The sequence below is a fragment of the Vibrio sp. CB1-14 genome, assembly GCF_040412085.2.
GTDB lineage: Bacteria > Pseudomonadota > Gammaproteobacteria > Enterobacterales > Vibrionaceae > Vibrio > Vibrio chaetopteri.
In genome coordinates, this window is sequence record NZ_CP115920.1 from 723,709 (window position 1) to 748,969 (window position 25,261).

A 25,261-nucleotide genomic window follows, 5' to 3' on the forward strand; every position below is an offset into this window, starting at 1 on the left:
GGATTCGTCACTATGTTTCATCAAATTCGACAACGCACCATGGGATGGATGACCCACAGTGCCCCAGATACGCTTTATGACCGACAACTGGTTTGGTTGGCGTTTGGGTTGATGGTGACGGGACTAGTGATGGTAACTTCAGCCTCGTTTCCGATCAGTTCTCGACTGACGGATCAGCCATTCCACTTTATGTTTCGCCACGCTATCTTTCTGGTATTAGCGCTTGGTACGTCGGCTGTGGTTCTGCAAATCCCTATCGCTAAATGGTTCAAATACAGTACTTATTTGCTAGCGATATCTATTTTCTTGCTGATTGTTGTACTCGTCGTCGGCAAGTCCGTTAACGGCGCGTCTCGTTGGATACCGCTTGGGCTGTTTAACCTTCAGCCTGCAGAGGTAGCCAAACTGTCGCTGTTCATCTTCATGTCCGGCTACTTGGTGAGAAAGCAAGACGAGGTCAGGCAGTCGTTTTTTGGCGGCTTTATCAAACCTATTATGGTGTTCACCACGTTTGCCATTCTATTGTTGGGACAGCCTGACTTAGGTACCGTGGTGGTGATGCTGGTGACTTTGTTTGGCATGTTGTTTATTGCTGGTGCCAAATTATCACAGTTTATTGCTCTATTTGTTGCGGGCGTCAGCGCGGTTATAGCGCTGATTTTGGTCGAGCCATACCGAGTAAGACGTGTTACTTCGTTTCTAGACCCTTGGGAAGACCCATTTGGCAGCGGCTATCAGCTTACGCAATCACTCATGGCATTTGGCCGTGGTAACTGGATGGGACAAGGGCTTGGTAACTCAGTGCAAAAATTGGAGTACTTACCAGAAGCGCATACCGACTTTGTATTTGCGGTGCTGGCTGAAGAGCTCGGGTTTGTTGGTGTCGTCTTAGTATTGATGTTGGTATTTGCACTGGTGATTAAAGCCCTGTATATCGGTAGGCGTGCGTTTGAAAAACAGCAGTTTTTTGGCGGCTATTTGTGTTTTGCCATCGGTATTTGGTTTGCGTTTCAAACCTTGGTAAACGTAGGTGCCGCAGCGGGCATGGTGCCAACCAAAGGTCTAACATTGCCACTGATAAGCTATGGTGGCTCCAGTTTGATTATCATGTCGGTGGCGGTATCGATACTGCTACGAGTAGACCATGAATGTCGACTGCTTCCGGACATTGAACCTGAGCCTGCACCGAGCAGCGAGCCTGAAACAGATAAGAAAAAGAAACAAGATGAAGAAAAATAAACGCTTAATGGTGATGGCTGGTGGAACTGGCGGTCACGTATTTCCGGGATTGGCTGTTGCGAAGCGCTTGCAAGAGCAAGGCTGGGAGATCCGTTGGCTTGGCACTGCAGACAGAATGGAAGCAGACTTAGTACCAAAGCACGGGATTGAAATTGATTTTATTAAAGTGAAAGGGTTGCGCGGTCAAGGCATTGCTAAACTGATTAAAGCACCGTTTCAGATCATCAGTGCGATTTTTCAAGCGCGCCAACATTTAAAGCGCTGGCAACCTGATGCTGTGCTCGGCATGGGGGGCTATGTCAGTGGGCCTGGTGGCATTGCGGCTTGGACTATGGGTATCCCTGTCGTCCTCCACGAACAAAATGGCGTCGCGGGACTGACCAACCAGTGGCTTTCCAAAATTGCCAAAAAGGTGTTCCAGGCATTTCCGGGCGCTTTTACTGACGCAGAAGTGGTAGGGAATCCAGTGCGCCAAGACTTATTAGACATTGAAGCGCCAGAAACACGACTTAACGGCCGTGATGGTGATATTCGAATTTTAGTGATGGGGGGCAGTCAAGGTGCTCGCATCCTCAATCACACGCTGCCACCAGTCATGGCTGCGCTGGGTGAAGGCTACACGATTCGCCATCAAGCAGGAAAAGGTAGCAAGCAAGAAGTCGCTGAGCTTTACCAGCAAAACCAAGTTAGTAAGGCTGAGGTGACGGAGTTTATTGATGATGTTAGCGAAGCGTATCAATGGGCAGACCTTGTGGTTTGTCGCTCCGGTGCACTGACAGTATCCGAGCTTGCTGCAGCCGGCGTTGGCGCTATCTTTATTCCATTTATGCATAAAGATCGTCAGCAGGCGCTTAATGGCGACCACTTGGTCGACTGCCAGGCTGCGTATATGATTGAGCAGCCCCAATTGAGCGTGGAAAAACTGACTGAACAGATACGTAGCTTAGACCGAACGCAGTTAAAAACGCTGGCCATTAATGCCCGACAAGCGGCTAAGCTCGATGCGGATACACGCGTCGCGAAAGAAATTATCGAATTAACAAAATAGATTAACGAGACAGACTCATGACACAGCAACAAACACCAGACTTAGCGCAGATCCGTGCCTTGATACCTGAAATGAGACGCGTGAAGTGTATTCACTTTGTCGGTATCGGCGGCGCGGGTATGAGTGGTATCGCAGAGGTGCTACTGAACGAGGGGTATCAAATTACCGGCTCTGATATTGCTGAGAATGCTGTGACAGCGCGCCTGACGCAAAAGGGGGCGACTGTCTTTATTGGCCATGCTGCTAGTAATATTGATCTTGCGAGTGTGGTAGTAGTGTCTACTGCGATTGATCCTGAAAACCCTGAGTTAGTTGCGGCGAAAGAATTGCGAATCCCAGTGGTTCGCCGTGCTGAAATGCTTGCTGAGCTGATGCGTTTTAGACATGGTATTGCCGTTGCGGGGACGCACGGAAAAACCACGACCACAGCGCTGGTTACGCAAATCTATTCAGAAGCGGGCATGGATCCAACCTTCGTTAACGGTGGCTTGGTGAAAAGTGCCGGCACGAATGCCCGCTTGGGCTCAAGCCGTATCCTGATTGCCGAAGCTGATGAAAGTGATGCGTCGTTCCTACACCTTCAACCAATGGTCAGCATCGTCACCAATATTGAAGCTGACCACATGGATACCTATGGTGGTGATTTCGATACGCTCAAACAGACCTTTATCGACTTTTTACATAACCTGCCGTTTTACGGACAGGCCGTAATGTGTGTTGACGACCCAGTGGTTCGTGAGCTGATTCCAAGTGTTAGTCGTCAAGTGATTACTTACGGTTTTTCAGAGGATGCGGACGTACGTATTGAGAATTATCGCCAAGAAGGGCAGCAAGGTAAGTTTACCGTTGTCAGAAAAGGCCGAGATAATCTTGAGATTACCCTGAATATTCCGGGAGAACACAATGCGTTGAATGCGTCTGCTGCTATTGCTGTCGCGACCGAAGATAATATTAGTGATGAGGCCATCGTTAAGGCGATGCTTGGTACTGAAGGTACAGGACGTCGTTTCGAGCATTTAGGCGAATTTGAAACGGGTAATGGCCGTGTCATGTTGGTCGACGATTATGGTCACCATCCAACAGAAGTGGACGTCACCATCAAAGCGGCGCGTAATGGTTGGGCGGATAAACGACTGGTGATGGTGTTCCAACCGCACCGTTATAGCCGTACTCGTGACCTTTACGATGATTTTGCCAATGTACTGGAGCAGGTAGATGTACTGGTGATGCTGGATGTGTATTCGGCTGGAGAAGCTCCAATTGTTGGCGCTGATGGCCGCTCACTGTGCCGTACTATTCGTACTCGCGGCAAGCTTGATCCAGTTTTTGTTCCAGAAATGAATGGTTTACCATCAGTTTTATCCAATCTTTTGCAAGATGGCGACTTAGTCTTGACGCAAGGTGCTGGTGATATTGGTAAAGTGGCTAAGCAGCTTGAGAAGATGAAGTTAGATATCCAAGTGATGCAAAATAGCTAGTTTCTCGATTTTCGAGTGTATTGAATAATTTATGAGTTCGAATGAGCGATACAGTGAATTGATCGCCCATCCGAACTTTTTTGTTGTTTCAGTGCGCAAAAGCCTAGTTTTCTTGGGTTGAGTGTTTGATAGTTTGATATTGATTAGTATAATCGTTAGGTTAAGACCATTAGATTAGACTCTTATTCCACTATCTTAAGGAAAGGCGAAGAGAAGTTAATAAGGGACCAAAGAGTTTGACTGAAACTTCAGACAGCAGTGTAGAGCAAACGCGTCGAGCTTCCATGTTTTCACAACACGGGATCGGGGCGATTTTTTTATTTGCAGTGATCGCAGTCATCGGTTCAACGCTTTATTCCACCATTAGCTGGATGTGGGACGACCAGCGCCTTCCATTATCTAAGATAGTGCTACAAGGGGATCTAACTCATGTAGGTGCTAAAGATGTGCAGCATGCCTTTGCCAATTTGGAACATATTGGGACCTTCATGTCTCAAGATATCGATGTTCTTCAGCAAAGTGTTGAGCAAATTCCGTGGGTCTCGCAAGCATCGGTACGTAAACAGTGGCCAGATACAGTTAAGGTGTTTTTGACCGAGTACCAGGCTAGCGCAATTTGGAATGGCATCGATATGCTTGATATTCATGGTGTCGTGTTCAGCGGTGATGTTTCTGTGATTGAAGAACAGAAAGTGAAACTGTATGGCCCGATGGGTACTGAACGCTTTGTGTTGGATACTTATCGTGATAGCAATGCCAAGTTAGCGAGTTTAGGGCTAGCCATATCTTCGTTAGTGTTGAATGAGCGCCGGGCATGGCAAGTGATCCTAGATAACGGGATCCGTCTAGAGCTAGGCAAAGATGCACTTGATGAGCGCTTGCAGCGTTTTATCTCTTTGTATCGCGAACTGGGTGACAAGGTATCTCAAATCAGTTACATCGATTTGCGATATGACACAGGTGCAGCCGTCGGTTGGTTTCCTGCTGAAATGACAGCAGAAGGTAATCTTACGGAGTCGGCAGGGTAACTGGTTTTATGTATCGATAGGCATTAGCGTATCGATACTTAAGTTCAGTTAGGAATTGGGCAACCAAAGCGAGTTGTTCTCTGGGATTTGAGATAGCAAAACATAAGAGAGTACAGATGACGAAGACCACGGATGACAATATTATTGTCGGTCTTGATATTGGCACTGCGACCGTATCTGCGCTAGTCGGCGAAGTTTTGCCGGACGGGCAGGTAAATATCATTGGTGCAGGTTCTAGTCCTTCTCGCGGAATGGACAAAGGTGGCGTTAACGACCTTGAGTCAGTGGTTAAATCCGTGCAACGTGCTGTCGATCAGGCTGAGCTGATGGCGGAATGCCAGATCAGCAGCGTGTTTATCTCACTTTCTGGTAAGCATATTGCGAGTCGAATTGAAAAGGGCATGGGAACCATTTCTGAGGAAGAAGTGTCACAAGATGATATGGACAGGGCGATTCATACCGCTAAATCCATAAAAATTGGTGATGAACAGCGCATTCTTCATGTGATTCCTCAGGAATTTACCATAGACTATCAAGAGGGTATTAAAAACCCGCTTGGACTGTCTGGGGTTCGAATGGAAGTGAGTGTTCATTTGATCTCTTGTCATAACGACATGGCAAGAAACATCATTAAAGCGGTAGAACGCTGTGGACTCAAAGTCGAACAACTGGTTTTCTCTGGTCTGGCATCAAGTAATGCTGTGATCACCGAAGACGAGCGCGAGCTTGGTGTTTGCGTGGTTGACATTGGCGCTGGCACTATGGATATCTCCATCTGGACTGGCGGAGCACTGAGACACACTGAAGTGTTCTCTTATGCTGGCAATGCGGTGACCAGTGATATCGCTTTTGCTTTCGGTACACCTTTGAGTGATGCTGAAGAAATCAAAGTGAAGTATGGCTGTGCACTGAGTGAACTGGTGAGTAAAGACGATACAGTGAACGTTCCAAGCGTTGGCGGTCGTCCATCACGCAGTTTACAACGTCAAACATTGGCAGAAGTGATAGAACCGCGCTATACAGAATTAATGGGACTTGTTAATCAAACCATTGATAATGTTCAAGCTAAACTTAGAGAGAACGGTGTGAAGCACCATCTCGCAGCAGGTGTCGTCTTAACCGGCGGTGCAGCACAAATTGAAGGGGTTGTGGAGTGCGCTGAACGTGTATTCCGTAACCAGGTTCGTGTAGGCAAGCCTCTAGAGGTGAGTGGCCTTACGGACTATGTAAAAGAGCCGTATCATTCTACGGCCGTTGGATTACTTCATTACGCAAGAGACAGTCAGATTAATGACGACAATGATTATAACGAACCAAAGCGTCAATCGGTGTCGACAATCTTTGGTAAGTTGCGTAACTGGATACAAAAAGAGTTTTAACCTGAGTTGCAGGAAAACGGAGATAACAAATGTTTGAACCGATGATGGAAATGTCTGACGAAGCTGTCATTAAAGTAGTGGGTGTAGGCGGTGGCGGTGGTAACGCTGTAGAACACATGGTACGTGAGTCAATCGAAGGGGTTGATTTCATTAGTGTTAATACCGATGCTCAAGCACTACGCAAAACGAGCATCAACCACGTTATTCAAATTGGCGGCGATATCACAAAAGGCTTGGGCGCGGGTGCAAACCCTCAAGTTGGACGTGATGCAGCTCTTGAAGACAAAGAAAGAATTAAAGAAAGCATTACTGGTGCCGATATGGTATTTATCGCAGCTGGTATGGGCGGTGGTACCGGAACCGGTGCAGCTCCAGTAATTGCTGAAGTCGCGAAAGAGTTAGGCATTCTTACCGTCGCAGTGGTCACGAAACCATTTAGCTTCGAAGGTAAAAAGCGTCTTTTATTCGCAGAGCAAGGTATTGAAGAGTTATCAAAGCACGTTGACTCTTTGATCACGATTCCAAACGAAAAGCTTCTGAAAGTACTAGGCCGTGGCGTTACGCTACTGGAAGCGTTTGCAAGTGCAAACGACGTACTGAAGAATGCGGTTCAAGGTATCGCAGAATTGATTACTCGCCCAGGCATGATTAACGTCGACTTTGCGGACGTACGTACCGTGATGTCAGAGATGGGTCATGCAATGATGGGTAGCGGTGTTGCTAAAGGTGAAGATCGTGCAGAAGAAGCGGCAGAGATGGCAATTTCTAGCCCACTTCTAGAAGACATCGATCTAGCAGGTGCACGTGGTGTGCTTGTGAACATCACTGCTGGTCTTGATATGCGTCTAGACGAATTCGAGACGGTTGGTAACACAGTGAAAGCCTTTGCGTCTGACAATGCAACGGTTGTTATCGGTACTTCTCTAGACCCAGACATGAGCGACGAAATTCGCGTGACTGTGGTTGCGACGGGTATTGGCAACGAACGTAAGCCAGATATTACGCTAGTCGCAGGCGGTAAAACGCCAGTGACGGCAAGTCAGCCCCAACAGTCAACTCAAGCACCAGCTGCAAAAGTAGAGGACAAGGTGGCACAATCTTTGCCTGTAAATAATCAGGAGAAGGTTGAGGTGAACACGCCGAATACTGCAAGCTCTGCACCTGTGTCGAGCGGCAATACCAGCGCAGCACCTAAGCCTGAGAAGGAAAGTGGCTACTTAGACATTCCAGCATTTTTGCGTCGTCAGGCAGATTGATAATCTGCGTGAATTTGACATAGCTCAAATTTCTGGTAGGATTCGCGGTTGGTTACATAATCAACCGTGATATGTAGCGTAGATTAAGAGGTTTGTAGATGATCAGACAACGTACGCTTAAAGAAATAGTGACTACTGTAGGAGTGGGTCTCCACTCTGGCCGTAAAGTAACACTAACTTTGCGTCCTGCGGCTGCGAATACTGGTGTTGTATACCGTCGTACTGACGTGAATCCGCCTGTGGATTTCCCTGCGGATCCTCTTTCTGTACGTGACACTATGTTATGTACTGCGCTTGTTAACGATGAAGGCATCCGTATTTCTACGGTTGAGCACCTAAATGCGGCTCTGGCTGGCATGGGTATCGATAACATTATCGTTGAAGTTGATGCACCTGAGATCCCAATTATGGATGGTAGCGCAAGCCCATTCGTATACCTGCTACAACAAGCGGGCATTGAGACTCAAAATGCACCAAAACGATTCATTCGTATCAAGAAAACTGTACGTTTTGAAGATGGTGACAAGTGGGCTGAGTTCCGTCCATTTAACGGCTTCCGCATGGATTTCGAGATTGATTTCAACCATCCTGCAATTGATGCAGATGAGCAGCACTTACTGTTCGATTTTTCTTCACAAGGCTTTGTGAAAGAGATTTCTCGTGCAAGAACGTTTGGCTTCATGCGTGACATCGAATATCTGCAATCTAAGAACCTTGCGCTTGGCGGAAGTTTTGATAATGCAATCGTACTTGATGACTACCGTATTCTTAATGAAGATGGCCTTCGTTTTGATAATGAGTTTGTGACTCATAAAGTTTTAGATGCGATTGGTGACCTTTATATGGCAGGTCATGCCATCATTGGTGAGTTTGCTGCTTACAAATCTGGCCACGGCTTGAACAACCAACTGCTTCGTGCGGTACTGGCGGATCAAGAAGCGTGGGAGTGGACGACCTTTGAAGAAAAAGAAGGTTCTCCAGTTGCGTTTGCAGATCCGAGCATGGTTTTGGCGTAATCCAATCCTCCTCATTGAGAAAAATCAGGCCTAGCGCCTGATTTTTTTGTATCTGTGATTTGGCTTTTTAGTTTGAATCGCTTTCGCAAATTGAGAGTCAATTAGGTGGCAAAAGCTTGCCAAGTACTTTCAGGATCGCGACGATCTCTTGCCGATCGTAGGGATCTTTCCTCGATATTTACCTCAACCACTTCGGCGAAATACTAAAGTAGGCGGCGTTTACGCAGTTTAAGTTTGCAAATTTGAGCGGCGCTATCTTTATCAAATGCCGTTCTTTTCAGCGACAATATCCACCTTATAGCGGGTTTATTCTTCAAAACTTCCAAACACATCAAACTAATTACGGTTAGTTTCGATAGATGCTTGGTTGTTGGGTCAAAAATTCCTTAAACTATGTGCCATTAATTGGTATGTCTGCCTTGAATTCTAGCCGCTTGAACTCAATATCAGTTGGTATAGATTTTATCTCAGTTAGGTCGCTTGGCCTTAGTAGAGACAGAAGGCAATTTTAATAGGTCGAAATGATCTAATGGTAGAGAGAACAAAAACACAATGATTAGTAACCTACTGACAAAGGTCATTGGTAGTCGCAACGACAGAACACTGCGTCGACTAAGAAAAATCGTAAAACAGATCAATAACTACGAGCCGCAGTTCGAAGCGTTGTCTGACGAAGAACTAAAAGCGAAAACGGTTGAGTTTCGTGAGCGTTTGGACAAAGGTGAAAACCTAGACCAAATCCTGCCAGAAGCATTTGCAACTGTTCGTGAAGCATCTAAGCGTGTATTCGGCATGCGTCACTTCGATGTTCAGCTTATCGGTGGCATGGTTCTTAACTCTGGCCAAATCGCAGAGATGCGTACTGGTGAAGGTAAAACGCTAACGGCGACACTACCTGCGTACCTAAACGCTCTACCAAGTAAAGGCGTTCACATTGTTACCGTGAACGACTACCTTGCGAAACGTGATGCGGAAACCAACCGTGCATTGTTTGAATTCTTAGGTATGACCGTTGGCATTAACGTGCCAAACATGCACCCTCAAGAGAAGAAAGACGCATACCAAGCAGATATTCTATACGGAACAAACAACGAGTTTGGTTTCGACTATCTACGTGACAACATGGCTTTCCGCGTTGAAGATCGTGTTCAACGTGAACGTTTCTTTGCTGTTGTCGATGAAGTGGACTCGATCTTAATCGATGAAGCGCGTACACCGCTAATTATCTCTGGTCCAGCCGAAGATAGCTCTGATCTTTACACTCGCATCAACACCTTGATTCCTCACCTTGAGCAACAAGATCAAGAAGATTCGGAAGAGTATCGTGGTGACGGCCACTACACAGTGGACGAGAAGTCTAAGCAAGTGCACCTAACAGAAACCGGTCAGGAATTTGTTGAAGAACTGCTTATCAAGAATGGCATGATGGAAGAGGGCGACACTCTCTACTCGCCAACTAACATCAGTTTGCTACACCACGTGAATGCGGCGCTTCGTGCTCACGTACTGTTTGAAAAGAACGTTGACTATATCGTGAACGAGCAAGGTGAAGTGGTTATCGTTGATGAACACACCGGCCGTACTATGCCGGGTCGCCGCTGGTCTGAAGGCCTTCACCAAGCCGTTGAAGCAAAAGAAGGCGTTAAGATCCAAAACGAGAACCAAACGCTGGCATCGATTACCTTCCAGAACTTCTTCCGTTTATATGACAAACTGTCAGGCATGACAGGTACGGCTGATACTGAAGCATTCGAATTTCAATCTATCTACGGCCTAGAGACAGTGGTTATCCCAACCAACAAGCCTATGGTTCGTAATGATATGCCGGATGTGGTTTATCGTACAGAAGTGGAAAAATTCAACGCCATCATTGAAGACATCAAAGAGCGCACGGCAAACGGTCAGCCAAGCCTAGTGGGTACGGTATCGATTGAGAAATCAGAGCTATTGTCTAACGCCCTTAAGCAAGCGAAGATCAAACACAACGTACTGAATGCGAAATTCCACGAAAGAGAAGCGGAAATCGTAGCTGAAGCGGGTACGCCAGGCGCGGTAACTATCGCGACTAACATGGCAGGCCGTGGTACCGATATCGTGTTAGGTGGTAGCTGGCAAGCGAAGGTTGAGCAGCTAGACAACCCATCACAAGAGCAGATTGACGCGATTAAAGCGGAATGGAAAGTGATTCATGACCAAGTGCTAGAAGCCGGTGGTCTACACATCATCGGTACTGAGCGTCACGAATCTCGTCGTATCGATAACCAGCTTCGTGGTCGTTCTGGTCGTCAGGGTGATGCGGGCTCTTCACGCTTCTACCTATCGATGGAAGATCAACTGTTGCGTATCTTTACCTCTGATCGTATGGCAAGCCTAATCCAAAGCGGTATGGATGAAGGTGAAGCGATTGAAAGTAAGATGCTGTCTCGCTCAATAGAAAAAGCACAGCGTAAAGTGGAAGGTCGTAACTTCGACATCCGTAAACAGCTTCTTGAATACGATGATGTGGCGAACGACCAACGTAAAGTAGTGTACGAGCTGCGCGACGAGCTAATGACTGCTGATGACATCAGCGAGATGCTAGAGCAGAACCGCAGTGATGTGTTCACGTCTGTTATTGATGAATACATTGCTCCGCAATCGCTAGAAGATATGTGGGATACAGAAGGCCTTCAAGAGCGTCTTAAGAATGACTTTGACCTTGATCTGCCGATCAAGTCTTGGTTGGAAGAAGACGACAAGCTCTACGAAGAAGCGCTTCGTGAGAAGATCTTGGATACTGCAGTAACGGTTTACCAGCAGAAAGAAGAGACGGTTGGCGCGCAAGTACTGCGCAACTTCGAGAAATCTGTGATGCTACAAACGCTAGACACGCTTTGGAAAGAGCACCTAGCGGCGATGGATCACCTACGTCAAGGTATCCACCTACGTGGTTATGCTCAGAAGAACCCGAAACAAGAGTACAAGCGTGAGTCGTTTGAGTTGTTCGAGCAACTGCTAGATTCTCTGAAATTTGACGTGATCACGATTCTTTCTAAAGTACGTGTACAGCAGCAAGAAGAAGTGGAGCGTATGGAAGCTCAGCGCCAAGCTCAAGCCGAAGCGGCAGCGGCAAAAGCGCAAGCGCAGCATGCCAATGCTGAAAATCAGCTAGCCGATAATTCAGAGCAAGCGGAGGATGGTTCACAACAACCTATGGTGCGTGAAGAGCGTAAGGTAGGCCGCAACGAACCATGCCCATGTGGAAGCGGTAAGAAGTATAAGCAATGTCATGGTAAGATCAACTAAGACACGATGCTGAAGAAAAGAGTCGCGCTATGCGGCTCTTTTTTTATGCGTAACTTCTTTTTTATGCATAGCTTCTGCGCGAGTAACAAAAACAATAATGAGGAAAGTAGAGTGAAACGCATTCATATCGTTGCCGCAATCATTTTCAATCAAGATAAATCTCAAATCTACATTACGAAAAGACCGGACAATCTGCATAAAGGCGGTTTTTGGGAGTTCCCTGGTGGTAAAGTTGAAACCGGAGAAACCATTAGCGAGGCTATCATTCGTGAGCTTTACGAAGAGATTGATATCACAGTGACCGAGCAAACCGTGTTTGAGCATCTGCTGCACGACTACCCAGAGAAGTCACTGGAGTTTGACTTTATTTCGGTCACTGCCTTCGAAGGTACTCCGTTTGGAAAAGAAGGACAGGAAGGTCGATGGGTAATGATCAGTGAGTTGGCTGACTATGCCTTCCCAGAAGCCAACGTGCCAGTGTTGAATAAAGTGATAGAAAAATTCAGCTAAATCCCCTTAGGTGCTAGCAGCCCCAAAGGCTTTACGTTACATTGGTAGCAACAAAAAACGGTAGCAACACAAAACAACGGAGAATAGCGCAATGGTAAGAATTGCGATTGCAGGAGCAGCGGGCCGAATGGGTCGCAACCTAGTAAAAGCAACATTTCACAACAAACAAGCGACCGTGGGAGCGGGCTCAGAGCGTCCTGAGTCTTCACTCGTTGGTGTTGATGTTGGCGAACTATGTGGTGAGGGGCGTTTTGATGTCGCGCTTGTAGACGATTTAACAAAGTCGATTGAAGACTTCGATGTGATTATCGACTTTACCGCACCAAAAAGTACCCTTGCGAACCTCGAGCTGTGTAAACAACACGGCAAAAAAATGGTGATTGGTACCACTGGCTTTAGCGATGAAGAGAAACAACTTATCGATGAAGCGGCCAAAGTGGTTCCAGTGGTTATGGCTCCAAACTACAGCGTCGGTGTTAACCTCGTTTTCAAATTGCTAGAGAAAGCAGCGAAAGTGATGGGTGATTACTGCGACATTGAAATTGTTGAAGCACATCACCGCCATAAGGTTGATGCTCCATCTGGCACTGCGATTGGCATGGGTGAAGCGATTGCTGGCGCCATGGGTAATGAGCTAAACGATGTGGCAGTCTATGCTCGCGAAGGTATTACGGGTGAGCGAACTCGTGATGAAATCGGCTTTGCGACTATTCGGGCCGGTGACATTATCGGTGAGCACACCGCGATGTTTGCAGATATCGGCGAGCGTGTTGAGATTACTCACAAAGCGACCGATCGTATGACCTTTGCAAACGGTGCAGTGAAAGCCGCAGTGTGGCTCAACGACAAGCCTGCTGGTTTTTACACCATGACCGAAGTGCTCGGCTTAGATAGCATTTAAAAAAAGCGCCAGTATGGCGCTTTTTATACCCAAAATTGGGGTAGTGATTAGAAACAACAAATACATAAATATTCTAGAAACGATGGTCGGAACTACTATAAACACTTTGCGCCCCAACTTTCACAAATGGATGCAAACTGTACAGTAATTGTGGTTTTTGCTTATTTTTATGGGGATTATTTGTCGTTTTTTAACTTAAACCTCTATTTTTATATGTTTTGTCTGTTTGGCGATCGTTTGCGCAAATAGTTGTTGCAAATAACGGAGTGGGCTGACGGGTTTCTGCATCGAAAAACTATGCTTGCCGTTAACTGATTGAATTTGTCTTTGTAAATGTACATTTTTGGCGGTTTAAAACGAAAAATTCGCCAGCGACTATAAAAATTAGATTTATTTTTCCATGCTTGTTGACACAAAACGTCGGCATCATTAGAATACCGCCAATTTGTCTGAACTACCTAAAACCGCTTACTTATAGCGAAGAGGAAGGCAAATCTGCAATTTAATTTAAAATTTATGCATTTTTATTCTGGAGGTTGTCTTGAGTAAATCAGCACTGTTAGTCCTAGAAGATGGGACAGTGTTCCGCGGTGTTTCCATTGGAGCAGATGGTTTATCCGTTGGTGAAGTTGTTTTTAATACCTCGATGACGGGGTACCAAGAAATCCTCACTGATCCTTCCTATTCTCAACAGATTGTTACCCTTACTTACCCTCATATTGGTAATACTGGTACTAATAAAGAAGACGAAGAGTCTTCAGCAATCCACGCACAAGGCCTTGTGATCCGCGATCTTCCTCTTATCGCTTCTAACTTCCGTACTGAACAGTCACTTTCAGACTACCTTAAGTCTCAAAACATCGTTGGTATTGCAGATATCGATACGCGTAAGCTGACTCGTCTTCTACGTGAGAAAGGTGCTCAAAACGGTTGTATCGTTGCAGGTGATAACCTAGATGAAGCGCTAGCACTCGCTAAAGCGAAAGAATTCCCTGGCTTGAAAGGTATGGATCTTGCGAAAGAAGTTACAACAAAAGAGACGTATCAATGGAAACAGGGTTCGTGGACGCTCGAGGGTGGTCTTCCTGAAGCGAAAGACGACAGCGAGCTGCCATATCATGTTGTTGCCTACGACTTCGGTGCAAAACGCAACATCCTACGCATGCTTGTTGACCGCGGTTGCCGCCTAACAGTGGTTCCAGCGCAAACTTCTGCTGAAGACGTGCTTGCACTTAACCCAGATGGCGTATTCCTATCAAACGGTCCTGGTGACCCAGCGCCATGTACTTACGCTATCGAAGCAACAAAAGTATTCCTAGACAAAGGCCTACCACTCTTTGGTATCTGCCTTGGTCACCAAATCTTGGCTCTAGCGTCTGGTGCGCAAACAGTGAAGATGAAGTTTGGTCACCACGGTGCAAACCACCCAGTTAAAGACCTAGACCGTGACGTAGTAATGATTACCTCACAGAATCACGGCTTTGCTGCGGATGAAGAGACGCTTCCAGAGAACCTACGTGCAACGCACAAATCTCTGTTTGACGGCACACTTCAAGGTATCCACCGTACAGATAAGCCAGCGTTCAGCTTCCAGGGTCACCCTGAAGCGAGCCCAGGTCCACACGATGCAGCGCCATTGTTTGACCACTTTATCGACCTAATCAACCTATTTGTCTCAGACAAGAAAAGCAAAGCGTAATTCGGAGTAGTTGAGAATGCCAAAACGTACTGACTTAAAAAGTATTCTAATTCTTGGTGCTGGCCCAATCGTTATTGGTCAGGCTTGTGAGTTTGACTACTCAGGCGCTCAAGCGTGTAAAGCACTGCGCGAAGAAGGTTACCGAGTTATTCTTGTGAACTCGAACCCTGCAACTATCATGACTGACCCAGACATGGCAGATGCAACTTACATCGAGCCTATCCAGTGGGAAGTGGTTCGTAAGATTATCGAGAAAGAGCGTCCAGATGCAGTACTCCCTACGATGGGTGGTCAGACTGCACTTAACTGTGCTCTAGACTTAGAAAAACACGGCGTACTTGCTGAGTTTGGCGTAGAGATGATCGGTGCAACGGCTGACGCTATCGATAAAGCAGAAGACCGTTCTCGCTTCGATAAAGCAATGAAGTCAATTGGCCTAGAGTGTCCACGTGCTGACACGGCTAAGACTATGGAAGAAGCTTATGGCGTTCTTGATATGGTTGGCTTCCCTTGTATCATTCGCCCTTCTTTCACTATGGGTGGTACCGGTGGTGGTATCGCGTATAACAAAGAGGAGTTCGAAGAGATTTGTCGCCGCGGTCTAGACCTTTCTCCAACCAACGAGCTTCTTATCGATGAGTCGCTAATCGGCTGGAAAGAGTACGAGATGGAAGTGGTTCGTGACAAAGCGGACAACTGTATCATCGTTTGTGCGATTGAAAACTTTGACCCAATGGGCATCCACACTGGTGACTCAATCACTGTGGCGCCAGCGCAAACGCTGACGGACAAAGAATACCAGTTGATGCGTAACGCTTCTCTAGCGGTACTGCGTGAAATCGGTGTAGAAACAGGTGGTTCAAACGTTCAGTTTGGTATCAACCCGAAAGATGGCCGTATGGTTATCATCGAGATGAACCCACGTGTATCTCGCTCTTCTGCGCTAGCGTCTAAAGCAACAGGTTTCCCAATCGCGAAGATTGCTGCGAAGCTAGCAGTTGGCTTTACTCTAGACGAGCTAATGAACGACATCACGGGCGGCGCAACACCAGCATCATTCGAACCAACTATCGACTACGTTGTGACTAAGATCCCTCGCTTCAACTTCGAGAAGTTCGCGGGCGCTAACGACCGTCTAACAACTCAGATGAAGTCAGTTGGTGAGGTAATGGCGATTGGTCGTAACCAACAAGAATCTCTACAAAAAGCACTTCGTGGCCTAGAAGTTGGCGCGAACGGCTTTGACGAGATGGTTGACCTAGACTCTCCAGACGCACTATCTAAAATCCGTCACGAGCTGAAAGAAGCGGGTGCGGAGCGTATCTGGTACATCGCAGACGCATTCCGTGCCGGTTTGTCTGTGGACGGTGTATTCAACCTAACGCAAATTGACCGTTGGTTCCTAGTTCAAATCGAAGAGATTGTGAAACTAGAGAACGAAGTTAAAGCAGGTGGTTTTGCAGGTCTTACTGAAGACGTACTTCGCAAGATGAAGCGCAAAGGCTTCGCGGATGCTCGCCTATCGACTCTACTAGGTGTATCTGAAAGCGAAATCCGCCGTCTACGTGACCAGTACGAGATTCACCCTGTTTACAAGCGCGTCGATACGTGTGCGGCAGAATTCTCATCAGACACGGCTTACATGTACTCATCTTACGATGAAGAGTGTGAAGCACAGCCAACCGACAAAGACAAGATCATGGTTCTGGGCGGTGGTCCTAACCGTATCGGTCAAGGTATCGAATTTGACTACTGTTGTGTACACGCGTCTCTTGCACTGCGTGAAGATGGTTACGAAACCATCATGGTTAACTGTAACCCAGAGACAGTATCAACGGACTACGACACGTCAGACCGTCTGTACTTCGAACCTGTAACGCTTGAAGATGTACTGTCAATCGTACGCGTTGAAAAGCCAAAGGGTGTTATCGTTCAGTACGGTGGTCAAACGCCACTGAAACTAGCACGCGCTCTAGAAGCCGCTGGTGTGCCAATTATTGGTACTAGCCCAGACGCTATCGACCGTGCAGAAGACCGTGAACGCTTCCAAGTTGCTGTAGACCGTCTAGGCCTACTTCAGCCAGAAAACGCGACAGTAACAACGCTTGAGCAAGCGGTTGATAAGTCACGTGAAATCGGCTTTCCACTGGTAGTACGTCCTTCATACGTACTAGGTGGTCGTGCGATGGAAATTGTATACGACGAGCAAGATCTACGTCGTTACTTCAACGAAGCAGTGAGCGTGTCTAACGAATCACCAGTACTTCTAGATAGCTTCCTTGATGATGCAGTTGAAGTCGACGTTGATGCAATCTGTGACGGTGAGCGAGTGGTTATCGGCGGCATCATGGAGCACATCGAGCAAGCAGGCGTTCACTCAGGTGACTCAGCATGTTCGCTACCGGCTTACACGCTAAGCGCGGAAATCCAAGATGTGATGCGTGAGCAAGTTGAAAAGCTAGCGTTCGAGTTGGGTGTACGCGGTCTAATGAACACTCAGTTTGCGGTTAAGAACAACAAAGTTTACCTAATCGAAGTAAACCCACGTGCAGCTCGTACAGTGCCGTTTGTTTCTAAAGCAACAGGTGCACCACTTGCGAAAATTGCGGCGCGTGTTATGGCGGGTCAATCTCTAGAGTCTCAAGGCTTTACGAAAGAGATCATCCCACCATACTACTCTGTTAAAGAAGTAGTGCTGCCGTTCAACAAGTTCCCAGGTGTTGACCCACTACTAGGCCCAGAAATGCGCTCTACTGGTGAGGTTATGGGTGTTGGCGCAACGTTCGCAGAAGCTTACTCGAAAGCAGAACTAGGTTGTGGCAATGTTTACCCAGAAGGCGGCCGCGCACTACTGTCTGTTCGCGAAGGCGACAAGCAGCGTGTCGTTGACTTAGCCTCTAAGCTAACTAAGCTTGGTTACCAGCTAGACGCGACACACGGCACAGCGGTAATCCTAGGTGAAGCGGGCATCAACCCTCGTCTTGTGAACAAGGTACACGAAGGTCGTCCACACATCCTAGACCGCATCAAGAACAACGAGTACACCTACATCGTGAACACGACAGCAGGTCGTCAATCGATTGAAGACTCAAAAGTTCTACGTCGCGGTGCTCTTGCTGAGAAAGTGAACTACACAACAACGCTAAATGCAGCGTTTGCAACGTGTATGGCTCACACTGCTGATGCGAAAGTAGCAGTAACGTCAGTACAAGAACTGCACGAGCAGATCAAAAACGCATAATCGCGTAGCACAACAAGAATAGAGAGGTGAGCTATCACCTCCTAGACAACCTCATTGCCCGCTCATTTGAGCGGGCTTTTTTGTGCTCTATTGAGCCAATCAATGAAGGTCTAGATAAGAAATACGTCTTTGAAACCGATCTGTCGGTACTCTTTGCTCTGTCCAGTTTGCCTCGTTAGCGATTACTTTTCGAAAACCAGAGAGATCATTTTGGACGATGTACTGTTGTAGAAACTTACGAGTTCTTCCTGTGTAGTCGCCCCTGAACTTGAGGTCTATAACGACCGCTTTGATCCGTGGATCAAGTTTATCCCAATTGCCATCACCATATTTTTTGGTGACGTCCGGCTTTGAGCAGAGACGTTTCGCTTCTGCTTCTTCTTCGAGATAGCTGATTAGAAAAAGCTTTACTTGCTGATCTTGAGATATTTCAAAGTGTGCGAGTGAATTACTAGAGATGAAATTCTTGGCTTGCGAACCATACAAACCTGCTGCTTTAGAAAGTAAGAAGGCTTCCGATACCTTTAGTCCAGCGTTTACGAGATCTTTTTGTACCTTGATAGCTTTCTTAGTCTTTAAATCATAGCCACGACCTATGGTCAAACCGGAGTATTGGCTAGGGACATGTAATTTTCGACTATGATATCGACCTTGCTCAGTGCCCTCTGAGTCAAAGGTTAATGTTCCTACTTTGGGTCTTTTAACACTCATTTAATCGCCCTCCCTATACGTTACTTTGTAGCCATTCGAGATAATGTAATCGCTCATTGATTTTTAGTTCGAAGCAAGCATGCAAAAGAGAGGTATAAGCACTGCCATCCCAAGAATCGATCGTTTCCAGCTCACAATCTATGCGATATGAATGCTTCCATTGTGTATGTGCAGATTGGAGAAGGTGCAGGTATTTAGTGTCTTGAGCCTCTTCTGAGAGCATTTCAGACATAACAAGAGCTAGCTTTTTTAGCGCTGCTAAATACTGAACTTCTGAGCACTCATTCATTTCTTGCTGGGTATGCATTGAGCTGCAATGATTTTGACTGTATTGAAGGTGCACGTTTGGATAGTCTTTATTGGACTCATCAGAGAGAGCTAGACACGGAAAGAGGAGTAAGCAATAGAGATAGATATTTTTCATTGTTTTGTCTGTATTAGTTAGTTTTGAACGGTGCCTTGTAACCAATACACACATTTTTCGCTGGTCTCTCAACTAGAAGACTATGCATTGAGAGGCATGGAGTGGTTTTCTGAAAAACACGAAAAAGTCAGTTACAAGATGAATTATTCCAAATGGGAATAGTTATATTGCGGGCGTTTCGCTAGTGGTTATGTAGCAAGCAGATACAATTTAGAAAATTTCTTTCTGAGCTCATAGCATGGACGTAACTTACGACATTCTTGTTTTATTGTTTTTTGTAGCTGGTTTAGCCGGTTTTATTGATGCCATGGCGGGTGGAGGTGGGCTGTTGACGTTGCCAGCATTGCTCTCTGCGGGGGTGCCACCCACTCAGGCACTGGCGACCAATAAGCTGCAGAGCTCGTTTGGCAGTTTTTCGGCTACTTGGTATTTTGTTCGTAACGGCATTGTTGATCTCAAAGATATGCGCTTGGCGATTGCCTGTACCTTTGTTGGCTCGGCTGTGGGTGCTGAGCTTGTACAGCATATAGATGCGGGTGTTCTGACCAGTCTTATTCCGGTTTTGCTATTGGGTATCTCACTCTATTTCTTATTAGCACCACAGGCAGGCGAAGGTGGTGGCAAACCTAAGATGTCGGAAACCCTGTTTGCTTTTTCTGTTGGTACCGGTGTGGGCTTTTATGATGGCTTCTTTGGTCCAGGCACTGGCTCTATTTTTACTATCTGTTTTGTTGCTATTGCTCAGCTCTCGATTGTCCATGCGACCGCGCGTACTAAGGTACTTAACTTTACCTCGAACCTAGCCGCGTTGATTTTCTTTATCATTGCAGGTCTACCAGTATGGGAAATTGGTTTAGTGATGGCGGCGGGTGGTTTCCTAGGTGCGCGCATGGGAGCTAAAGTTGTCGTGTCTAAGGGAAAGAAGTTTATTCGTCCGCTGGTGGTTGTTATGTCAATGGTGATGGCATTAAAGCTACTTTGGGAACAGCATCCTCAATGGTTTCAATCACTGTTTTAAGGCGCGATTGCTTGAGTGCACTTGGCCGGTATATCACATGAACTGGGCGCGTTAAGGTGGTCAAAAAATCAAAGTCAAAACACAGTGACTCACTTATGTGTAAGGTTTTGATGATGGATAGCGGCACGAGTGCAGGTGCCACTCCTCGGATAGCGAGCTGAGCAGCCGCAGTGTACGAGTCCATCTGCATGCTTGGTGCGATTCCAGCTTGCTGTAATAAACCGGCTTGGTATGTATTCGCAGGATTGTTGAGATCATTGGTGATAAGACTCGTTGGTGGTTCGGTTAAGGGCTGCTGACTCACTACCTTGAATGGCTCATCAAAAAGGTGCGTCGTCACTAATCCAAGCCGCGAGTTTAAATGGCCGGCACACAGACCTACCGCCGCCTCACCAGATTTGACATGCTCGATGATACGGGGCGTGTGGTTGGTGGTGACGGTGAGATAGCTGTCTTTGGCAAGTAGCTGCGGCATTACGTCACTCAAGTAGCCTGCAACTAAGGTTTCTGAGCAATCGAGTCTTAATATTGAGTGTGTTTCAACTTGCTGTTCTTCGGCAATTAAACCGCGCAACTCATTCAAACTTGGGCCAACACGGGCAATGAGCGCCTCTGCCTCTGGCGTCAAACGTATTTGCCTTCCTTCCGGCTCAATTAAGGTCTTACCGAGTTTCTTTTCTAGATTGGCAATGCGCTTGCTGACCGCAGATTGGCTGATATAGAGACGACTACCGGTACGTCCCATGGTTTTCTCTTGAGCAAGCACCAGCAGTGTTTCAATACCTTCTAAAAGCATGACGATTATGATGAAAAAATGGAATTAATAGCCTTAGGTTAGCATAAAATTCTCTGCGCTAACTGTCGCGTTGTGCCATTTTTAGTAAAGTAGACGATGGCTATTTTTCCTGACACGAGATTTCCTTTTGATTGGTGTTGCTAGCAGGCGTTTGGCTTTTTAGCTCCGGTGTGGTGATGACTACGCGGTAGCCCTTCTCATTACCTGCTTCAACAAAATCCACAAAATAGTGAATACTGTCTAGCTCATCTTCGACATAATGCGAGACGTACAGCAACTGGCTTAGGTTTTCCTTAGCGATAAGCTCTAATGCATTCATAACCAATTTGCGCCCTAAGAAATCAAGGCCTTGATAAGGTTCATCCAAAATCAGTATCGTCGGCTGTTTGATAATGGCACGTGCGATAAGTAGCAGACGCTGCTGACTGTATTCTAAAGACTTGAATGCGCAATCTTTCAGGTGCGACATGTGCAGCAGAGTTAACCATTCATCAGCGGCGTTGATTTGCTTTTTGCTTGGTTTGTCATAAAGTCCGATGGAATCAAAGAATCCAGACAGTAAAACGTCACGGGCATTGCAGTTAACTCGGTATTGCAGGTGCAAAGATGAAGACACCATTCCAGTGTGCTGCTTGATGTCCCAAACTGTCTCGCCGCTGCCGCGTTTGATGCCATAAATCTCGATATCGTTGCTATAACATTGTGGGTGGTCACCAAAAATCATCCCGAGCAAAGTACTTTTGCCGCAGCCATTGGGACCGCGAACTTGCCAGTGTTCGCCATTGTTGATTTGCCAATTGACCCCGGAGAAGATCTTTTGCTCAACGTACTCCACCTTACCGTCAGTGATGTTGACCAAGGGATCCGCGAACTTAGCGGTATGCTGATGTTTACGGATAAGTTCGAGCCACTGTTCACTTTGCTGTGAAGATTGCGCTAAGAGCTGTGAAATAATTGGGTGCTCGCGCCATTCGGTATGGCTGAGCTGTTCCTTGAGCGCCCCTTTTTCAAACATCGCAACGTGCGACATCCAGCTTGGGACTTCATCTTCTCGCGAGGTAATGATGATCAGTTGAACGTGTAGGGATAGGTCTTTCAGATAGTCAGCTAGCATTTTACGGTGCAAAGTATCTAGACCAACAAAAGGCTCATCGAGTACCAATACTTTTGGCGCGCTGGCGAGTGCTCGCGCTAGCATCACGCGGCGGGTTTCACCGGTTGAGAGTTGTTTAAAACCGCGTTCTCTAAGATGAAGTAAATCTAGCTCTTGGATGAGCTGCTCGATCACATCAGGGTTATCAGAAAACTCCGAGACCAATTGTTCTACAGTGCGTCCAAAATCAATTCGATCTAAAAACTCACTGTCGTCATTAGCTTGTTCTAGTTCTAATAGTCGCTGCTGTTCGGCAAGCGAGACTTGGGCAATGCTAGAGTGAGGCTGTTGGAGTTGCCCTTCATCGGCTTTCAGTTCACCACACAGTAAATCGCCAAGTAGGCTGCCAACGTTGCCATGGGTTTCAAATACCGCCCAGTGCTCACCTGAACGAATAATCCATTCTGGTACAGACAGTGACAGTGGGTGGTTTAGCGAGACATTATTGAAGCAGATATCCATAGACGTTTCCCTGTCTGAATACAAAAGTGAGTGGCTTTTAACCAACATACTAAAGCGGCAGAGAAAAATGAAGAGGCTGACAGGAGAATTCGTTGTCTCCTGTCAGTTATTTGAGGCTATTTATCGAGTGCGAAGGTTGGCAAAGAGAGGTGCCAACGAATTGCGCCAAGGCGGATCACCAGAGTGGCCACTACGCAGCATAGAAAGGCGCTGCCAGTTGACGCGCCCATCATCAGAGCGCCTACATGGAAGGCACCACCAATAATACAGGCGGTAGCATACACCTCGCGCCTCAATACCATAGGAACTTCACGGGCAAGAACGTCACGAATAATACCACCACCGCAGCCGGTTAATACCCCCATGATCACTGCAATCAAGTACGAATCTTGAAAGATCAGTGCTTTTTCAACGCCGATGCCGACAAATACCGCAAGGCCAATCGCATCGCTGACAGGCAATACATACCAAGGCAGTCGTCTTGGGTGCCTGACCAGCATCATAGTGGCAATACAGGTCACTATGATTACCCAGATATAGGTTGTATCCGTTATCCAAAAAACAGGTGTTGCACCAAGCGCCATATCACGAATAGTACCACCACCGATAGCGGTTACACTGCCTAGCACCATAACACCAAAAGGATCCATCCTAAGTCTTCCTGCAAGTATCACTCCCGATATTGCAAACACTGCCGTACCAAAAAGGTCGACCAAATAGAGCATGGAATCCACAGCTATATTCTCACTGAAGAAAAGTAATAGGAAAGTACGCCAATTTTACGGGATTTAACGTTTGCGGATAGCGAATCTTACCTGAATGTGATCGATGTCTCATTTCTTCTGTGCTCGTACCCAGTGTAGGTGCTCACACACTTGAGTGACAGCCAGCAAGGTTCTTGGGGTTGGGCGATTGAGCCAATCTGAGGTTAAAGCCCACACATGGTCGTTTTGTACCGCGGGCAGTTCTTGCTGCCATTTTTGCCACATATTGCCGTTAGCGATGGCATGCTCAGAAGTGAATATAGCCTCAGGTTGGCGAACGATAACTTGCTCTGGGCTTACTTGAGGATAGGGCGCTTTGCTACTTGCGAAGATGTTTTCTCCACCACAAAACTCAAACACTTCACTTGGCCAGTTACCATCGGACAGGGTAATGATAGGCTTTTCACTCAGCTGGTAGAAATAACGCACCTTATCCTCGGTGTCGTACTTCTGTTTTAACTCAGCAAGCTTGGCACGAAACTGCTTTGCAGCATTGATGCCGATATCAGGATCGTCAGCATATTGACTTAGCGCTTCAAGGTTGTTGGCAATGCCTTCTAGAGATTTGGCTTTGGAGTAATAGAGGTTGAAGCCGAGGTGCTCTAGTTTTTCAAGCTCTCGGGCAGGGTTTCCGGTTGGCCATGCCAAGATTAGATCAGGCTCTATAGCAACAATTCGCTCTAACTTAATGCCCTGATAGTTAGCAACGCGTTCAAGCTTTTCTGCTTGCTCTGGGTAGTCGCTGTATTCACTGACAGCAATCAGCTTGTCGCCAAGACCAGCGGCATAAGCCAGCTCTGTCGTGTGTGGGGCGAGGCTGATAATACGCTGGGTATCGGCAATGGCTACGCCACTGGCTAGCAGAGCTAAAACGCCTAACAGGGTTTTCTTCATTGATTACAATCCTTGGTAGATGATGAACATCACAGCGCTTTGTAGCATTAACCACACATAGATCCGCCATGCGATGTGTTTTTGAATTTGAGCGATATGAATGGCCGCGGGTGCGATTTTCCCACCTACTCGAGCACGCTGTAGTTTGTCAGTACCATAAATAGCAGGGCCACCTAACGCCAGTTCAAAGCGGTTGGCATAGCCGCAGATGAGCCAGTTAGTCGCTGCATTTGGCCAAGCTTTCGCTTGTGATAGGGTTTGTTTGATAGCGTGTGTAGGCAGGCCGAGTAAAACCATCATTGAAAACAGTTTTTGCGGCACAAAGTCAATCATCATAAATAGCCAAGCCGCGGGTTTACCAAAGGTCGCATAACCTAGCTTGTTTGGACTCCAGCTGCGAGCGAGCTCTGCACAAAGACGATACATTAGTGCGCCTATGCCGCCCGCTAGACCATACCAAAACAAAACGCCGATGACGTTTCTCGCATAGCCCACAATAACGCTTTCCGCGCCAGCCTTTCCAAGTCCAAGTAACGACAGCGCGTCCGTTTCTCGATTGACTTTGGATGCAAGCAAATGGCGAGCGCTCGACTTATCTTCTTTTGCCAAGGCGTCTATGAAGCGTCGTGTGAATAGCTCATTGCCTCGCCACTCAACCGCGAGCAGTAGTAGGGCGAGCTCATAGAATTCTGCTTTCCAAACCAAGGTCTGAAGTGCGACTAGCACGGCCAAGGTTGGAACGAGTAGTAGCATTAACGCCAGTATTCCCGATAGCTGCTGTTGTTGAGGTAATGCGCTTGGCGAGTTAACCTTGCTCGCTATATGACTTAGCAATAATTGCCAGAACCTGACTGGATGTGCCGAGGGTGGAATGGGGATAAGTAGATGAAACAAAAGTGCACCCCAGAGCGTTAGGAGTGCACCATTGGCATATAAACTCTCAATAAAAGAGCTCATTT

20 protein-coding genes are annotated in these 25,261 nt (G+C 46.9%); 13 read left to right on the top strand and 7 right to left on the bottom strand.

Annotated elements, in window-relative coordinates; all coding sequences use genetic code 11:
• Nucleotides 1–12: 12 nt before the first annotated feature.
• From ftsW to carB, 12 genes are all read left to right on the top strand, one after another.
• The gene (ftsW, locus tag PG915_RS03290) at nucleotides 13–1,239 is read left to right on the top strand and encodes a cell division protein FtsW (protein ID WP_353497853.1); all 1,227 of its coding nucleotides are present in this window, start codon (nucleotides 13–15) and stop codon (nucleotides 1,237–1,239) included.
• Nucleotides 1,226–2,287, top strand: a complete 1,062-nt coding sequence (gene murG / locus PG915_RS03295) for an undecaprenyldiphospho-muramoylpentapeptide beta-N-acetylglucosaminyltransferase (protein WP_353497854.1) — start codon at nucleotides 1,226–1,228, stop codon at nucleotides 2,285–2,287. Before ftsW ends, murG begins: the two co-directional genes overlap by 14 nt.
• 17 nt (nucleotides 2,288–2,304) lie before the next feature.
• Nucleotides 2,305–3,765 (top strand): UDP-N-acetylmuramate--L-alanine ligase, encoded by a 1,461-nt coding sequence (gene murC, locus PG915_RS03300; protein WP_353497855.1) that lies wholly within the window; start codon nucleotides 2,305–2,307, stop codon nucleotides 3,763–3,765.
• A 284-nt stretch (nucleotides 3,766–4,049) separates the two neighbouring features.
• On the top strand, nucleotides 4,050–4,793 hold the full coding sequence (locus tag PG915_RS03305) for a cell division protein FtsQ/DivIB (protein ID WP_353497856.1): 744 nt from the start codon (nucleotides 4,050–4,052) through the stop codon (nucleotides 4,791–4,793).
• 116 nt (nucleotides 4,794–4,909) lie between these two features.
• Nucleotides 4,910–6,172, top strand: coding sequence for a cell division protein FtsA (gene ftsA, locus PG915_RS03310; protein WP_353497857.1), 1,263 nt, complete (start codon nucleotides 4,910–4,912; stop codon nucleotides 6,170–6,172).
• Between the two features lie 29 nt (nucleotides 6,173–6,201).
• Nucleotides 6,202–7,428 (top strand): cell division protein FtsZ, encoded by a 1,227-nt coding sequence (gene ftsZ / locus PG915_RS03315; protein ID WP_353497858.1) that lies wholly within the window; start codon nucleotides 6,202–6,204, stop codon nucleotides 7,426–7,428.
• Between the two features lie 98 nt (nucleotides 7,429–7,526).
• Complete coding sequence (gene lpxC / locus PG915_RS03320; RefSeq protein ID WP_353497859.1) at nucleotides 7,527–8,444, top strand: UDP-3-O-acyl-N-acetylglucosamine deacetylase; 918 nt, start codon at nucleotides 7,527–7,529, stop codon at nucleotides 8,442–8,444.
• A 552-nt stretch (nucleotides 8,445–8,996) separates the two neighbouring features.
• Nucleotides 8,997–11,729: a preprotein translocase subunit SecA gene (gene secA / locus PG915_RS03325; RefSeq protein ID WP_353497860.1), complete on the top strand. Its 2,733-nt coding sequence runs from the start codon at nucleotides 8,997–8,999 to the stop codon at nucleotides 11,727–11,729.
• A 111-nt stretch (nucleotides 11,730–11,840) separates the two neighbouring features.
• Complete coding sequence (mutT, locus tag PG915_RS03330) at nucleotides 11,841–12,239, top strand: 8-oxo-dGTP diphosphatase MutT (protein WP_353497861.1); 399 nt, start codon at nucleotides 11,841–11,843, stop codon at nucleotides 12,237–12,239.
• A gap of 91 nt (nucleotides 12,240–12,330) precedes the next feature.
• On the top strand, nucleotides 12,331–13,140 hold the full coding sequence (gene dapB / locus PG915_RS03335; protein ID WP_112459857.1) for a 4-hydroxy-tetrahydrodipicolinate reductase: 810 nt from the start codon (nucleotides 12,331–12,333) through the stop codon (nucleotides 13,138–13,140).
• A 541-nt stretch (nucleotides 13,141–13,681) separates the two neighbouring features.
• Nucleotides 13,682–14,839 (top strand): glutamine-hydrolyzing carbamoyl-phosphate synthase small subunit, encoded by a 1,158-nt coding sequence (gene carA / locus PG915_RS03340; RefSeq protein ID WP_353497862.1) that lies wholly within the window; start codon nucleotides 13,682–13,684, stop codon nucleotides 14,837–14,839.
• Between the two features lie 16 nt (nucleotides 14,840–14,855).
• Nucleotides 14,856–18,080 (top strand): carbamoyl-phosphate synthase large subunit, encoded by a 3,225-nt coding sequence (carB, locus tag PG915_RS03345; protein WP_353497863.1) that lies wholly within the window; start codon nucleotides 14,856–14,858, stop codon nucleotides 18,078–18,080.
• 99 nt (nucleotides 18,081–18,179) lie between these two features.
• On the opposite strand, the gene PG915_RS03350 is transcribed toward carB, so the two are convergent.
• Both PG915_RS03350 and PG915_RS03355 read right to left on the bottom strand, forming a co-directional pair.
• Nucleotides 18,180–18,791 (bottom strand): hypothetical protein, encoded by a 612-nt coding sequence (locus PG915_RS03350; protein ID WP_353497864.1) that lies wholly within the window; start codon nucleotides 18,789–18,791, stop codon nucleotides 18,180–18,182.
• A gap of 13 nt (nucleotides 18,792–18,804) precedes the next feature.
• A complete protein-coding gene (locus PG915_RS03355; RefSeq protein WP_353497865.1) occupies nucleotides 18,805–19,215 on the bottom strand; it encodes a lysozyme inhibitor LprI family protein in 411 nt (136 codons plus the stop codon).
• Between the two features lie 238 nt (nucleotides 19,216–19,453).
• Here PG915_RS03355 and PG915_RS03360 point away from each other — a divergent pair, with 238 nt between their 5' ends.
• A complete protein-coding gene (locus PG915_RS03360) occupies nucleotides 19,454–20,233 on the top strand; it encodes a TSUP family transporter (protein WP_338163544.1) in 780 nt (259 codons plus the stop codon).
• Here PG915_RS03360 and PG915_RS03365 read toward each other — a convergent pair.
• The 5 genes from PG915_RS03365 to PG915_RS03385 all read right to left on the bottom strand — a co-directional run bounded on the left by PG915_RS03365 (nucleotide 20,163) and on the right by PG915_RS03385 (nucleotide 25,259).
• Nucleotides 20,163–21,029: a LysR family transcriptional regulator gene (locus tag PG915_RS03365; RefSeq protein WP_353497866.1), complete on the bottom strand. Its 867-nt coding sequence runs from the start codon at nucleotides 21,027–21,029 to the stop codon at nucleotides 20,163–20,165. The two genes, PG915_RS03360 and PG915_RS03365, sit on opposite strands and share 71 nt — an antisense overlap.
• Nucleotides 21,030–21,129: 100 nt before the next feature.
• Nucleotides 21,130–22,644, bottom strand: coding sequence for an ATP-binding cassette domain-containing protein (locus PG915_RS03370; RefSeq protein ID WP_353497867.1), 1,515 nt, complete (start codon nucleotides 22,642–22,644; stop codon nucleotides 21,130–21,132).
• Between the two features lie 116 nt (nucleotides 22,645–22,760).
• Complete coding sequence (locus tag PG915_RS03375; protein WP_353497868.1) at nucleotides 22,761–23,378, bottom strand: TRIC cation channel family protein; 618 nt, start codon at nucleotides 23,376–23,378, stop codon at nucleotides 22,761–22,763.
• A 99-nt stretch (nucleotides 23,379–23,477) separates the two neighbouring features.
• Nucleotides 23,478–24,302, bottom strand: a complete 825-nt coding sequence (btuF, locus tag PG915_RS03380) for a vitamin B12 ABC transporter substrate-binding protein BtuF (protein WP_353497869.1) — start codon at nucleotides 24,300–24,302, stop codon at nucleotides 23,478–23,480.
• A gap of 3 nt (nucleotides 24,303–24,305) precedes the next feature.
• Nucleotides 24,306–25,259, bottom strand: coding sequence for a cobalamin biosynthesis family protein (locus PG915_RS03385; protein WP_353497870.1), 954 nt, complete (start codon nucleotides 25,257–25,259; stop codon nucleotides 24,306–24,308).
• Nucleotides 25,260–25,261: the final 2 nt, after the last annotated feature.

What these genes read in the sequence shown, in the direction of transcription:
- ftsW (WP_353497853.1), top strand. Translation starts at nt 13, where the DNA reads ATGTTTCATCAAATTCGACAACGCACCATGGGATGGATGACCCACAGT.
- murG (WP_353497854.1), top strand. Translation starts at nt 1,226, where the DNA reads ATGAAGAAAAATAAACGCTTAATGGTGATGGCTGGTGGAACTGGCGGT.
- murC (WP_353497855.1), top strand. Translation starts at nt 2,305, where the DNA reads ATGACACAGCAACAAACACCAGACTTAGCGCAGATCCGTGCCTTGATA.
- PG915_RS03305 (WP_353497856.1), top strand. Translation starts at nt 4,050, where the DNA reads ATGTTTTCACAACACGGGATCGGGGCGATTTTTTTATTTGCAGTGATC.
- ftsA (WP_353497857.1), top strand. Translation starts at nt 4,910, where the DNA reads ATGACGAAGACCACGGATGACAATATTATTGTCGGTCTTGATATTGGC.
- ftsZ (WP_353497858.1), top strand. Translation starts at nt 6,202, where the DNA reads ATGTTTGAACCGATGATGGAAATGTCTGACGAAGCTGTCATTAAAGTA.
- lpxC (WP_353497859.1), top strand. Translation starts at nt 7,527, where the DNA reads ATGATCAGACAACGTACGCTTAAAGAAATAGTGACTACTGTAGGAGTG.
- secA (WP_353497860.1), top strand. Translation starts at nt 8,997, where the DNA reads ATGATTAGTAACCTACTGACAAAGGTCATTGGTAGTCGCAACGACAGA.
- dapB (WP_112459857.1), top strand. Translation starts at nt 12,331, where the DNA reads ATGGTAAGAATTGCGATTGCAGGAGCAGCGGGCCGAATGGGTCGCAAC.
- carB (WP_353497863.1), top strand. Translation starts at nt 14,856, where the DNA reads ATGCCAAAACGTACTGACTTAAAAAGTATTCTAATTCTTGGTGCTGGC.
- PG915_RS03350 (WP_353497864.1), bottom strand. Translation starts at nt 18,791, where the DNA reads ATGAGTGTTAAAAGACCCAAAGTAGGAACATTAACCTTTGACTCAGAG.
- PG915_RS03355 (WP_353497865.1), bottom strand. Translation starts at nt 19,215, where the DNA reads ATGAAAAATATCTATCTCTATTGCTTACTCCTCTTTCCGTGTCTAGCT.
- PG915_RS03360 (WP_338163544.1), top strand. Translation starts at nt 19,454, where the DNA reads ATGGACGTAACTTACGACATTCTTGTTTTATTGTTTTTTGTAGCTGGT.
- PG915_RS03365 (WP_353497866.1), bottom strand. Translation starts at nt 21,029, where the DNA reads ATGCTTTTAGAAGGTATTGAAACACTGCTGGTGCTTGCTCAAGAGAAA.
- PG915_RS03370 (WP_353497867.1), bottom strand. Translation starts at nt 22,644, where the DNA reads ATGGATATCTGCTTCAATAATGTCTCGCTAAACCACCCACTGTCACTG.
- btuF (WP_353497869.1), bottom strand. Translation starts at nt 24,302, where the DNA reads ATGAAGAAAACCCTGTTAGGCGTTTTAGCTCTGCTAGCCAGTGGCGTA.
- PG915_RS03385 (WP_353497870.1), bottom strand. Translation starts at nt 25,259, where the DNA reads ATGAGCTCTTTTATTGAGAGTTTATATGCCAATGGTGCACTCCTAACG.